General features: G+C 42.3%; 9 protein-coding genes. 6 read left to right on the top strand and 3 right to left on the bottom strand.

Features of this window, described 5'->3' with window-relative positions:
- Positions 1–877 precede the first annotated feature (877 nt).
- Entirely contained in the window at positions 878–2,584 is a 1,707-nt protein-coding gene (locus ACP7BU_RS11360; protein WP_425879949.1) for a diguanylate cyclase, read from the top strand.
- Positions 2,585–2,649: 65 nt separating this feature from the next.
- Positions 2,650–4,293: a P-loop NTPase fold protein gene (locus ACP7BU_RS11365; protein ID WP_425879948.1), complete on the top strand. Its 1,644-nt coding sequence runs from the start codon at positions 2,650–2,652 to the stop codon at positions 4,291–4,293.
- Between the two features lie 32 nt (positions 4,294–4,325).
- On the opposite strand, the gene uvrA is transcribed toward ACP7BU_RS11365, so the two are convergent.
- The 3 genes from uvrA to tenA form a co-directional block, all read right to left on the bottom strand.
- Positions 4,326–7,154, bottom strand: a complete 2,829-nt coding sequence (gene uvrA / locus ACP7BU_RS11370; protein ID WP_425879947.1) for an excinuclease ABC subunit UvrA — start codon at positions 7,152–7,154, stop codon at positions 4,326–4,328.
- Between the two features lie 181 nt (positions 7,155–7,335).
- Positions 7,336–7,704, bottom strand: a complete 369-nt coding sequence (locus ACP7BU_RS11375) for a hypothetical protein (protein WP_114540960.1) — start codon at positions 7,702–7,704, stop codon at positions 7,336–7,338.
- Positions 7,705–7,925: 221 nt separating this feature from the next.
- A complete protein-coding gene (gene tenA, locus ACP7BU_RS11380) occupies positions 7,926–8,597 on the bottom strand; it encodes a thiaminase II (RefSeq protein WP_004729210.1) in 672 nt (223 codons plus the stop codon).
- 222 nt (positions 8,598–8,819) lie between these two features.
- Between tenA and ACP7BU_RS11385 the strand changes: the two genes are divergently transcribed.
- The 4 genes from ACP7BU_RS11385 (at position 8,820) to ahpC (ending at position 12,940) form a co-directional block, all read left to right on the top strand.
- Positions 8,820–9,908 (top strand): DUF475 domain-containing protein, encoded by a 1,089-nt coding sequence (locus ACP7BU_RS11385; protein WP_425879946.1) that lies wholly within the window; start codon positions 8,820–8,822, stop codon positions 9,906–9,908.
- Between the two features lie 153 nt (positions 9,909–10,061).
- On the top strand, positions 10,062–11,426 hold the full coding sequence (locus ACP7BU_RS11390) for an MFS transporter (protein WP_035340698.1): 1,365 nt from the start codon (positions 10,062–10,064) through the stop codon (positions 11,424–11,426).
- 51 nt (positions 11,427–11,477) lie between these two features.
- Complete coding sequence (gene ssb, locus ACP7BU_RS11395) at positions 11,478–12,065, top strand: single-stranded DNA-binding protein (RefSeq protein WP_005245776.1); 588 nt, start codon at positions 11,478–11,480, stop codon at positions 12,063–12,065.
- Between the two features lie 311 nt (positions 12,066–12,376).
- Positions 12,377–12,940 (top strand): alkyl hydroperoxide reductase subunit C, encoded by a 564-nt coding sequence (ahpC, locus tag ACP7BU_RS11400; protein WP_005105379.1) that lies wholly within the window; start codon positions 12,377–12,379, stop codon positions 12,938–12,940.
- The last annotated feature ends 546 nt before the right edge of the window (positions 12,941–13,486 follow it).

Consider the following 13,486-nt stretch of genomic DNA (forward strand, 5'->3'; position numbering starts at 1 on the left):
GATTAATTATAATATATTTATCTATTAAAACAATTAATAATAGGTGAGTTAATTCATAAATGTGTCAAGAAGTGCAAAATGTCTGGCGCATCAGGTCTTTGATTGGATTGCTTGATTTTAAAGTATCATCAGCTTGGATCTTAGAATAGGTGTCTGTTTTTTGAGCTAAATGGGCATGTTTTATAATCTTGACTGGAGCAATCGGCTTTACATTTTGAGGGGAATTTTACATAATATGAAAATCAAGTTAGAGTTCACACTTTTATAGTGATTTAGCCTGATTCTCCACAATTTTTTGTTTTATCGCCCAGCTTTCCCCAAGGTTGGGCTTTTTTTTGTCCAGCATTTTTTATTTCGGATCATTCCGTTTCTGAAAAAACCTTCAACTCAAAACAAGATGAGAAAAATAAATATTAGAATAATTTTAAGCACCAAAATAGTGCATATTGAAAAGTAAAAATAGAGGTCTAAAATTCAATAGCTAAAAAAAAGCCCGATTTTCATAGAAAATCGGGCTTTTTTCGCCAAAATTTGCGGGTAAACTAAAATATCTGCTGAGGAATAATTTAACTCGCCCTAATGCGGTGCATTATGCACCTATTTGTTGCAGGTGTAAATAGTGCAGAAAGCAAGTTTTTATATTTTTTAGCTGCTTAAATTCCCTTGCTTTTGTAAGACTTTATAGGGAATTGTGGTTATGAAACCCTGCATTAAAGTTTCAAATGAACTAACTTAAGTATCTGAAAATAATAGATGATAAAAATTCATTAAAAACATAAGTGAAGTAAGACTAAAGGCTTTAAGACCATCCTGTTTTATTTGTATAATAATCAATCTATTTAGCTTTGCTTGTCATATTGGGGCGTAATACAACAGCATGAATACCTTACGCTCTGAGTGGATCAGTAAACGTTTGTACTGGTCGATGTCGATTATTATTTTATGTTTACTTTGCATCTGTATTCCCTTAATTGTGAGTAGCAGTCAAAGTTATTTAAAATCCAGACAAACTTATCAACAATTGAATGCCTTACAGCAGGTCGCTGATCTGGCGAATAAAATTTCGCGTGAGCGTGCGCCTGCCAATAAAGCCATGTCCAGTTCGGTGCAGGAATTTGCCCAGCATCAGCAAGAGTTAATCAGCTATCGTCAACAGGTGGATCGGCAATTGTCCCAGACCGCGGATGTCTTGACGGAGGTCGGGTTTAACAACCTGAGTCAGCAACTTTCACAGCTTGAAAATAGTTTGAAAAAAGGACGTGCACAGGTTGATGCCTATACCCGGATGCCACGTCAGCAACGCAGTGCGCAAGAGCTTGATCAGGCAATTCTGGCCATGTTTGCTGCCTGGGAAAGTTGCCGTGAACTTTTGCGTGACGTGGCGGTGGCTTCAGATAGCTCGTCCACCCCTCTGAATAACTATATCAGCCAGATTCTATTTTTATCTGATTTACGTGATCAGGCGGGGCGGGTTGCCTCGTCTATCATGGCGCATGTGACTTTTGAAGCGCCGCTTCCCACTGAAAATATTACCCGTTCTTTACAGACCCAACATCAGGTGCGTTATTTGTGGGCCTTGATTGATACCATTCAGCCTGTTCAAGATAAAACAGAGGAGTTCATTCGTTTACATCGACGGGTAGAAACCGAGTTTATTCAGCAAGGCTTACCGATTGTGAGTGAACTGATCAGTGACAGTCTGGAGCAACGTGACTACCGTTTGAGCGGAACAGAGCTGACTGAAGCGATGGTAGATAAATTTGCGACTGTGGTAGACCTGCAAACTTACCTACTGCAATACAGCAGAGATGCCGCTATTCAGGAAATGAACAGCAATATGCAGCGTTTGATCTGGAGCGTGTTGGTGTCGTTGATTTCATTACTGACCGCGATTTCAACCATGATTTTTGCACGTAAACAGGTATTCCTGCCGCTGATTCAGGCACGCCGCATGTTGTTGAGTTTGTCTAAAAACTCGGGTCGTCAAAAAATTGATATGCGGCTGCGTGAAGTGAATCATTCTGATTCTTTATTCGCTGCCATTCAGAAATTGCAACAGATGTTGCAAGAACGTGATGCGCTGGAATTCCGTTTAAAGAATATTGCTCATTCCGATTCCTTGACCGGATTATCCAACCGTTTCGCGCTGGAAGAATATATCCGTTTTATGGAAAATCAGCCGGGTCAACTGAGCCAAACCTGTTTGATGATTATTGATATTGATCATTTTAAACAGGTGAATGATCAATATGGGCATATTATTGGCGATCAGGTGATTCAACTGGTGGCCGAACGTTTGCAAGCCAATGTCCGTGCTACAGATTTGCTGGTGCGTTATGGTGGTGATGAATTTCTGGTACTGATTGAAAATATCCAGATGGAACAGGCATTGGTTGTGGCCGATAACATTCGGGCTGAAGTGGCTGAGCGTCATATTGTGACTGCAGCAGGAGACGAGATTCAGATTTCGGTCAGTATTGGTGTGGCGATTGGTGCCGTGTCCTGGATGGCTTTATTGTCCAATGCAGATGATGCTTTGTTTGCAGCAAAGGCCAAAGGACGCAATGCGGTGGCAGAGGTTTAAATTCTTAGCCCAGTACTTTTTAATTTAAATTTAAGCGAACTTATCACTCTTAGATGCTAATAAAGATGAAACCAGAACAAAGATTAGAGCAAATATTTAGAGAAAATGAAAACAAAGGTATGGCTGTGGCTATTACTGGATCTTGGGGAGTGGGTAAGACGTTCTTTTGGAATACGTTTAGAAAGAATAATCCAAATAAAAAGAAATATGTGTATGTTTCTTTATTTGGGTTGGAGTCATTAAGTGACTTAAAAACTCATATTTATAGTCATATTGAAAATAATAGCTCTGCCATTGAAATTCCTCAATGGATAAGAGGGCTACCCTCTATTCTAAAAGAGACCAAAATTTCTCAATTTGGTATTAGCTCCTCAGCAAAGATATTTGACAGTTTAATGTTTAATCAAGTTAAAGATGCCATTATCTGCTTTGATGATTTTGAACGTATGTCGAATAAGCTTGATATCAAAGATGTTATGGGCTTAGCGAATCAATTGAAATTGGAGCGTAACTGCCAAGTAATTTTAATTTTAGATGAGTCAAAAACTGAGAATGAAAATAAGAAAAAATATGCTGAATACAAAGAAAAACTGATTGATGAAGAAATTAAAATTACATCTGTTGAACCTTTGCTTCGTGAAAATGCGAAAGATATAGATGAACCTTTAGTAAATTTAATGGTGAAATTTGCAGATAAATTAGAAATTCATAATTTTCGCTTTTTTCAAAAAGTGATTAAGCTATATAAACAATTTCTAGAACAATTACCTGCGCAAGTGGCAGATACAACAAAAGAAATTATTTTGGTTCGAGTATTACAAGGATATTTTATTGAGGATTTTGGTAAAAAGTCTGAGTTCGGATGGGAAGATATCAAGTTAGTATTTGAAGATAAACAAAAAGGTTGGTCTGAACAAAAAGTAAATACATATGAAAGCTTAAAATCATTAAATTATGATTTTGTTCATACTGATGAATGGCTAATTGAGTTTAAAAAGTACTTTGATCAAAAAGGTGATCCTAATTTTGAAGAACTGCGAAAATTAGCTAATTCAGATCTGATTTCAGAAGAAAACAATAGATTAAAAAATGAATTTCATAGAATGTTTGAAGTATTTTGGCAGATACAAGCAGATGTGAAATTTCCTAATCAATTATTTGAGATAACCAAAAAAGTGATTGGGTTAGATAGTTTGGGTAATGTAAGTTTTGCTATTACATTGTTAGAAGTTTTTGGCGAAGTAGAAAAAGTTAGAGAGTTAGAAGAAATTACTAGTGAGTGGATAAAACAAAAAATTCAGAAGAATAAAAGATTATTTTATAATTTTGATAGTTTTGGTGAGATAAGACCAATATTTAAAAACATTATAGAGAATTTTGATTCAAATACAGACAACTTACCTTCTTTGATCAATGCGGTTTTTCAAATATATGTTAAGCAAGGATGGAATCACGAAGATGAGTTATCTGTAAAGTGTGCAACTAAACAAGACTGGGAGAGATTTTTATTTGATCAAGTATCTGGTGATTCTAGATTTGAGTCTATAAATAGTAGCTATATTGTTAAGAAGATACTAGAGAGAGAAAATGAATCAGATTTTGGATACAAGTTCAGAAGTACGGTTAAAGAAATATACCTAGAAAGAGGACAGAAATCAGAATTTTATAGAAACTATATGAACTACTTGATTTCAAGATTAGATAATTAAAAAGGAGCTCATTTGAGCTCCTTTTAAAAATATTACAACAACGGCTTCAAGAATTTACCCGTATGTGACGCTTTCACTTTCACGACTTCTTCAGGTGTACCTTCCGCGACAATCATACCGCCACCCGAACCACCTTCAGGGCCTAAATCCACCACCCAGTCGGCAGTTTTAATTACGTCCAGATTATGCTCAATCACCACGATGGTATTACCCTTGTCACGGAGCTGATGCAGGATATCCAGCAGTTTGGCAATATCATGGAAATGCAGACCCGTGGTCGGTTCATCCAGAATATATAGGGTTTGACCAGTATCGCGTTTGGCCAGTTCACGTGCCAGTTTGACACGCTGTGCTTCACCACCAGAAAGAGTGGTCGCAGACTGACCCAGACGAATATAACCCAGACCCACCTGATGCAATGTTTCTAGACGGCGGTGAATCACCGGAATGGCATCAAAGAAATGCATCGCATCTTCAACAGTCATCTGCAAGACATCGGAAATATTCTTGCCCTTATAGTTTACTTCCAGCGTTTCACGGTTATAGCGTTTGCCATGACAGGCATCACATGGCACATACATATCCGGCAGGAAATGCATCGCCACCTTGATCATGCCGTCACCTTCACAGGCTTCACAGCGGCCACCTTTTACGTTAAAAGAGAAACGGCCGGCGGCATAACCGCGTGCCTTGGCTTCTTGCGTCTGTGAAAACAGTTCACGAATCGGGGTGAATAGACCGGTATAAGTCGCCGGATTGGAACGTGGGGTACGGCCGATCGGACTCTGGTCAATATCCACGACTTTGTCGAGGAACTGCAAACCATCAATCGATTCAAACTTTTCCGAAGTTAAAGTGGTGGCACCATTGAGCTGGGTCGCCGCCAAAGGTAACAAGGTACGGTTGATCAAGGTCGATTTACCCGAACCGGACACCCCGGTAACACAGGTCATAATACCTAAAGGAATGGTCAGATCGACTTTTTTCAGGTTATGCCCGGATGCTCCCATCAGCTTGATCTGTTCTTTAGGCTTAGGCGGTTGAATCCGTTTTTTCGGCACTTCAATTTTTAATTTTCCGGATAAATATTTTCCGGTCAGCGAGTCCGGATTGGCCAGAATTTCATCATACGTTCCTTCGGCAATCACATGCCCACCATGCACACCGGCACCCGGACCGATATCAATAATATGATCGGCGGCACGAATCGCATCTTCATCATGCTCGACCACCAAGACGGTATTGCCCAGATCACGCAGACGGATCAGGGTCTGTAACAGACGGTCGTTATCACGCTGATGCAGACCAATTGATGGTTCATCCAGCACATACATGACGCCCATCAAACCGGCACCGATCTGTGAGGCCAGACGGATTCGCTGCGCTTCACCACCAGACAGAGTTTCAGCTGAACGTGACAGGCTGAGATAGTTCAGGCCGACCGAAACCAGAAAGTGCAGACGTTCACGGATTTCCTTGAAAATCTTGTCAGCGATTTCACCACGTGCACCTTCCAGATGAATGTCTTGATAATAGCTTTCAGCATCGCCAATCGACATACGGGTAATATCGGCAATGGTCTTGTCCAGAATTTTCACATTACGCGAAATTTCATTTAGACGTGAACCATCACAGGCATCACAGGCAGCATTGGATAAATATTGCGCCAGATCATCACGGACATAATTACTTTCAGTTTCACGATAACGGCGTTCCAGATGCGGCAAAATTCCTTCAAAAGGAATGACCCGATTATGGCGACGACCACGCTCATCGATATAGCTCAGATCAATTTTTTCTTTGCCGGTGCCGTACAGAAATTTTTTCTTGGTATCGGCATCCAGTTCATTCCACGGCGTTTCTAGCGAAAAACCAAAATGCTCGGCGACTTTCTGGATCATGCTGTAATAGTAAGGACGCTGACGGTCCCAGCCACGAATCGCGCCTTGGCTAACGCTGACTTCAGGATTGGGAATCAGTTTGTCGGCACTGAAATGGCTGCGGGTCCCTAGACCATCACAGACCGGACAGGCACCAAAAGGATTGTTGAATGAAAACAGGCGTGGTTCCAGTTCAGCCACTGCACGGTCACATTCCGGGCAGGAGTGTTTGGCTGAAAACACACGATCGTTATGCTCGCCCTTCATCCAGGATAAAATCGCGATATCACCACCGAGACGTAGCGCGGTTTCAAAACTTTCTGCAATACGGTTACCCAGATCATCACGAACCTTAAAGCGGTCGACCACCACTTCAATGGTATGTTTTTTCTTTTTATCCAGCTCAGGTGGTGGATCAATTTCCATGATCTCGCCATCCACTCGGGCGCGGACAAAACCCTGACTTTGTAGCTGTTCAAACAGCGCTGTATATTCGCCCTTACGTTCGCGCACGACCGGTGCTAACAATAACAGCGCAGTGCCTTCTTCCAGTGCTTTGACTGCATCAACCATTTCAGTGACTGTTTGTGCCACCATCGGCAGGTCATGTTCAGGACAGAACGGTGTACCGACACGCGCATACAGTAGACGTAAATAGTCATAAATTTCGGTAATGGTTCCCACGGTAGAACGTGGGTTATGGCTGGTAGATTTCTGCTCGATGGCGATGGCTGGACTCAAGCCCTCAATCGAATCCACTTCCGGTTTTTCCATCTGGGAAAGGAACTGGCGGGCATAGGCAGACAGCGATTCCACATAACGGCGCTGACCTTCGGCATATAAGGTATCAAAGGCAAGCGAGGACTTACCTGAACCAGACAGTCCCGTAATCACCACAAACTTGTCGCGTGGTATATCAAGGTTCACATTTTTCAGGTTATGGGTACGTGCGCCTCGAATACGGATGTGGCTTTGGCTCATGCAAGGATCCTAGAATATTCATCAAAAACCCTTATATGATACCGGATGAAAAATGTTCAAGTGCAAATAAAAGTATTTTAAACGTCAAGTTATGTCGGTGATTGGTCAATTCATCACAAAATTAAGAAACACAACAGCAGATCATTTAAATATTCACAATCATCATGTACAAGGTAAATACTTAACAAGCCGCTGCATAACGGCGTTCAAAGATAGACTCAATCTCTTCAAAACAGCGGTCACGTAGCACATCATGATGCAGACGTGCATAAAAATTGACTTCATTTTCCAGAATGTGCAGAAAGTCCTCATAGTCTTTTCGGAAAAAATCCAAGTCGAGCAAATCGTTACGGCGTGCCTGATGACAGCGATACTTTTCAATAAATTTCAGTAGATGTTTTTGGATATGCGTGTTGGTATGGTAAATCAGATAAGTGGCTGCCGAACCACAATCTAGACAGCCTTGTTCCAGATAGATTTCTTCATTGTTGAACCAGCAACATTGCAGGGTAAAAAATGCCCGAATCGCTTCGGTGCCTAAAGTATTCATATCATCTGCCTCTTTCCGGGATTGATTTTATTAATTGATAATTATTCTCAATTATTGTGCGGCAATTTTGGGCTTATAGCTAGGTCTAGCGTACCGGCCCGTTCTATCCTTGTTTTTTTTCAGACTAAGCCGTTTTTATGATCAATTCATGACAGTAGAAATTTTTTTTGAACGGCTATAACCGAAAAGCCCTGTCTTAAACAGGGCTTTTTCTATTCGTCTTATTCATCCAGACCAGGCCACTGGCGTTGCTCAAAGGCACTGTCCCAGAATAACCATTCCAGACGGGCAGCATGCGTATAAGCTGCATGCATTTTTTCTAGTGTATCGGCATCAACACGCGCTGCAACACGGTCAACGGTCGCAATCACATTCCGCACCGCAGTGTGGAATTCCTCTCCTGAATAGGTATCCACCCAGGCTTGATACGGATTATTCGGCGCAGAGTTGTCGACAATATCTTTACCAACTTCGGCATAAATCCAGAAACAAGGCAGCAACGAGGCTAGCACCACCGGGTAGCTTTCTGACCAGGCGGTCGAAGTCAGATAAGAAGTATAGTGATGACATGCCAGCGTCAACGGTGTCTGCTCAAATTGCTCTTTGCTAATGCCAAAATCTTGCATAAAGCCATCATGCAGGCTACGTTCCACCACAATCGCAATTTTGGCTGCCTCGGCAAACTGGATTACATCGTCCGCTTCAAAAGCTTTGGCGGCACACACGGCCAGTGCACGGCCATAGGCCAGTAAATAATGCGCATCCTGAATCACATAATGACTAAAGGCTTCACGGCTTAAAGTACCTTGCGCCAGTTGCTGATTAAAGGGCAGGGCCAGGGTCTTCTGATAAAGTCCGAGATTACGTTGCCATACCTCTTGTGAAAAACTCATGCTGAAAATCCTTTGCAGTTCAAGTTAAACCATGCGGCACTATAGCAAAGATCGGGCTGTTTAAAAGATCGGCAAATTTTAAAAACAGAAAATAAGATAAAACAGCTCAGGAAGTGCTTTGGTTTATGCGCTAAAAGTTTCATAATTAGCTTAACTTTTCCTATTCGTATAGCTGCTCTCTCGCAGCCATACATTTATTTAATTTATCCAAGGTCGTTGTGTATGTTGAAACATTTTGGTTTCTCGATTGCATTTTCGATCGTGTGTCTTGGTTTGTCTGCGTATTGGGGTTATACCCATGGTCCTGACGCAGGCCTGCAAACCATGCTCACAGCGCTGACCATTACCGCTATTCTGGCGATTATGGAAGTGTCGTTGTCCTTTGATAACGCGGTTGTCAATGCCTCAGTCCTACGGGGTTGGGATCATTTCTGGAAAATGCTGTTCCTGACAGTCGGTATTCTGATTGCAGTTTTCGGGATGCGTTTGATCTTCCCAGTGGTCATTGTTGCAGTGACTGCAGACCTGGGCTTTATGGAAGTAGTACGTCTGGCCCTGAATGATCCGAAAGAATATTCAGCACGTTTAATGGCACATCATCCTGAAATTGCTGCTTTTGGTGGTGCTTTCCTGTTGATGGTATTCCTGAACTTCTTCCTGGATGAAGAAAAAGATACGCACTGGTTCAGACGGGTGGAACGCCGTCTGTCTAATTTGGCCAATGTGCCGGCAATGTCGGTGTTTATTGCACTGGTGGCCTTGTTAATCATGGCAGCCAATGTCGATGAAGCCAAACGTCTGGCAGTGACTATGGCCGGAATCTGGGGCATTGTGATTTATATCGGGGTGCAGGTTCTGAGCCATATGCTCGGTGGTGAACCGGAAGTCGATGAAGAAGGCAATGCCATTCGTCATGGTGAAAATGGCGTACCAACGGGTGTAGTGAAAGCCGGTATTGGTGGTTTCCTCTATCTAGAAGTCCTGGATGCCTCTTTCAGTTTTGATGGCGTGATCGGTGCCTTTGCGATTACCTCAGACGTGGTCATCATCATGCTGGGTCTGGCAATTGGTGCGATCTTTGTCCGTTCAATGACGATTTATCTGGTTGAGCAGGGCACATTGGATGCCTATATCTACCTGGAACATGGTGCGCATTATGCCATCGGTGCACTGGCTTTCATTATGATTGCCAGTGGAACCGGTCTGCATGTACCAGAAGTGGTGACCGGTCTGATCGGTGTGGCTTTTATTGTCTGGGCAGTATTCGCCTCGATTCAGTACAAGAAACGTCAGGCAGCTTTAGACAAATAAAGCACTGTCCCTGAATGAAAGCGTAGCTCCGGCTGCGCTTTTTTTGTTTTTAGATTGGCATCATCTTTATTTCAAATAAAATTCATGTCTTATTAATGAGCTGAATGTCCTATAATCTGGGCTCCAAATTAATTAACCCAATCGCCATAATTTATGATGAATGCTTTAGAACGTCGTTCAACCTTTGCCCTGAGCAGTATTTTTGCACTGCGCATGCTGGGGTTGTTTATGATTATCCCGGTGTTTTCTGTGGCAGGGCAGGCATATCAATATGCGACGCCTGCACTGATCGGTTTGGCGGTCGGGGTCTATGGTCTGACCCAGGCACTGTTACAGATTCCATTCAGCCTGATTGCGGATCGTTACAGCCGTAAGCCACTGGTGGTTTTAGGGCTGCTATTATTTGCGCTGGGCGGTGCGATTGCGGCCATGTCGGACACCATTTATGGCGTGATTATCGGCCGTGCAATCGCTGGCGGTGGTGCGGTATCGGCTGTGGTGATGGCACTGCTGGCAGATGTCACCCGTGAAGAAAACCGTATGAAAGCCATGGCAATGATGGGCATGAGTATCGGCCTGTCCTTTGTGGTGGCCTTTAGTCTGGGGCCTTGGCTAACGGGTCTGGTGGGCATCTCTGGGTTGTTCTGGGTCACCACGGTGATGGGCCTGGCGGCGATTGCCATGCTGCTGATGGTGCCGAAAGTCACGCGGCATCATAAAAACTTTCAGCAGGGCTATCTGGCACAGTTGAAACAGGTAATCAAAATCGGGGATCTGAATCGTCTGCATGTGTCGGTCTTTACCCTGCATTTATTGCTCACCGCCATGTTTATCTATGTGCCTTCACAGCTGATCGAATTTGCTGATCTGCCACTTTCCAGTCATGGCTGGGTATATTTGCCGCTGTTGGTACTGAGCCTGTTTTTTGCTTTTCCGAGTATTATCCTGGCAGAAAAATACCACAAAATGCGGGCGATTTTTCTGGTGGCCATTACCGGTATTATTCTGGGTTTAATGGTGATGGCATTTGGTTTTGAATCCAAATATGTCTTGCTGATTGGTTTAGGGTTGTTCTTCATTGCCTTTAATGTGATGGAAGCCCTGTTGCCGTCCTGGTTGTCGAAAGCGGCACCGATCCAGTCCAAAGCGACGGCAATGGGCGTAAATGCCAGCAGCCAGTTTTTAGGGGCTTTCTTTGGCGGTATGATTGGCGGACAATTGCTGCTGCTAAACAATACCTCGATGGGCTGGAGTATCCTGACAGGAATCGCGATCATCTGGCTGCTGATGAGTTTTGGCCTGGCTCAGCCACGCTATCTGTCATCGCTGGTACTGCGATTGCCGGAAAGCAGACAAACTGACGAATGGACTTCTCAGCTTTTGGCGATTCGTGGTATTGAAGAGGTCGTGGTGATGTCTGAACAGCAAGTTGCCTATGTAAAAGTCGATAAACAGCAGATTGATGATGCTTCGCGACAACAATTAACGCACTTGTTAGGTAAAGAGGTAGCCATTTAAGCATAACTCTTATAAAGTAAAATACAGAAATATATAGGAAGTAAACGGCAAATGCGTGGTGTAAATAAAGTTATTTTAGTGGGTACTTTGGGTAAAGATCCGGAAACCAAAACTTTTGCAAATGGTGGCTCTCTCACTCAATTCTCGATCGCAACCAGCGATTCGTGGACAGATAAAAGTACCGGTGAACGTAAAGAACAAACGGAATGGCACCGTATCGTGTTGCATAACCGTTTAGGTGAAATTGCGCAGCAATATCTTCGTAAAGGCTCAAAAGTATATATTGAAGGTTCATTACGTACCCGTCAGTGGACTGACCAGAATGGTCAGGAACGCTATACGACAGAAATCCGTGGTGAGCAAATGCAGATGCTGGACTCTAGCCGTCCTCAAAACGATCAGGGCGAGAGCAGCTTTAACCAGCCACGCTTTAATAACAATAATCAGGCGAACAACAACCAGGGTGGTTATGGCAATAACCCGCAATCAGGTTATGGTTCAGCGCCACAGCAAGGCGGTTTTAGCAACAACCAGGGCGGCGGTTATGGCAACAATAATCCGAGTGGTTTTGCGCCGAAATCTGCACCTGCTCCAACAGCAGCACCTGCAGCAGATCTAGATGATGACCTTCCATTTTGATCTATTAGAACGGTAAATCATCATTAAAACCCACCTGAATGCGGTGGGTTTTTTATGTCTTGAAGATTGGTATTGAGTTTGCATAAAGCCCGACTTATTAGAAGAATCATAAGTGTTAAAGCATTATCTTGCTTTTGATCAGCACAACTCTGCATCGAGAAAATAAATGAGATTAACAATACTAATAGAAATTAATGATCTAAAAAAGCGATCATTTTTATAAAAACTTGCGGTTTTACCTATTTTGAAATTTTTCGTATTCTAGCTTCACAAGATAAGCAATCCCAGAAATAAGCCAGAGGAAATATCTCATGAGTTTAATCAATACTGAAATCAAATCATTCAATGCAACTGCTTACCACAATGGTCAGTTCATCGAAGTTTCTGAGCAAGACCTGAAAGGAAAATGGTCAGTGGTGTTTTTCTATCCTGCAGATTTCACCTTTGTTTGTCCAACTGAATTAGGCGATCTTGCTGATCAGTATGCTGAATTCCAGAAAATGGGTGTAGAAATCTATGGCGTGTCTACCGATACTCATTTCACCCATAAAGCTTGGCATGATACCTCTGACGTGATTGGTAAAATCCAGTATCCATTGATTGGTGATCCAACCTGGACTTTGTCTAAAAACTTCGAAGTATTGATTGAAGCTGAAGGTCTGGCAGATCGTGGTACTTTCGTGATTGATCCAGAAGGTAAAATCCAGATCATTGAAATCAACGCGGGTGGTATTGGCCGTGATGCACAAGAGCTTCTTCGTAAAGTGAAAGCTGCACAATATGTACATGCGCACCCAGGTGAAGTTTGTCCGGCAAAATGGAAAGAAGGTGAAGCAACACTAGCGCCGTCAATCGACCTGGTGGGTAAAATCTAATTCAAACCTAGTTCTTTGAAGCAAAAAATCCAGCATAAGTTGCTGGATTTTTTATTTTTTTAGTTTAGAGATTTATGAATTCTAGACAAAAACATCATGCCATTTGATTTCTATTTGAGAACAAAATGAGAATTGAGGAATTGCACTCTATGCTTTTTAAGCGGCTTATGCGAGGCAATCAAGTAAGCGCAATACCATGCTGAATGATTGACTAGGCCTGAAAACAAAGAAGCCTCTGCTTTCGCAGAGGCTTTTATTTTATAAGGCGCTGTAGTTTCTTGTCGTTTTAAACAATTTTCGCATAAACGCATCTGAATGGAACCGGATGAATTTATGGTTTTCTTATGCTGCGAATCATAGGTATTTAAAAAGTATTTGTCAACCAAGGATTATAAAAATGGTTAATTAAATTATTTGTTTTTAAAGCGAATTTTCAAGTTTTTAGATAAAAATATGAATAAAATCTTAGATTTGATGGAATTTTAACTAAGGCAGAAAAATGAATAAAAAGCAGGTGAAATTGAACAAAAAGGCCTTTACGAAAAA

This window comes from Acinetobacter sp. 40AMC3-4 (assembly GCF_049898185.1).
Lineage (GTDB): Bacteria > Pseudomonadota > Gammaproteobacteria > Pseudomonadales > Moraxellaceae > Acinetobacter.

Bases quoted from the DNA above. Each gene is read 5' to 3' on its own strand.
- ACP7BU_RS11360 (WP_425879949.1), top strand. From the start codon at position 878: ATGAATACCTTACGCTCTGAGTGGATCAGTAAACGTTTGTACTGGTCG.
- ACP7BU_RS11365 (WP_425879948.1), top strand. From the start codon at position 2,650: ATGAAACCAGAACAAAGATTAGAGCAAATATTTAGAGAAAATGAAAAC.
- uvrA (WP_425879947.1), bottom strand. From the start codon at position 7,154: ATGAGCCAAAGCCACATCCGTATTCGAGGCGCACGTACCCATAACCTG.
- ACP7BU_RS11375 (WP_114540960.1), bottom strand. From the start codon at position 7,704: ATGAATACTTTAGGCACCGAAGCGATTCGGGCATTTTTTACCCTGCAA.
- tenA (WP_004729210.1), bottom strand. From the start codon at position 8,597: ATGAGTTTTTCACAAGAGGTATGGCAACGTAATCTCGGACTTTATCAG.
- ACP7BU_RS11385 (WP_425879946.1), top strand. From the start codon at position 8,820: ATGTTGAAACATTTTGGTTTCTCGATTGCATTTTCGATCGTGTGTCTT.
- ACP7BU_RS11390 (WP_035340698.1), top strand. From the start codon at position 10,062: ATGATGAATGCTTTAGAACGTCGTTCAACCTTTGCCCTGAGCAGTATT.
- ssb (WP_005245776.1), top strand. From the start codon at position 11,478: ATGCGTGGTGTAAATAAAGTTATTTTAGTGGGTACTTTGGGTAAAGAT.
- ahpC (WP_005105379.1), top strand. From the start codon at position 12,377: ATGAGTTTAATCAATACTGAAATCAAATCATTCAATGCAACTGCTTAC.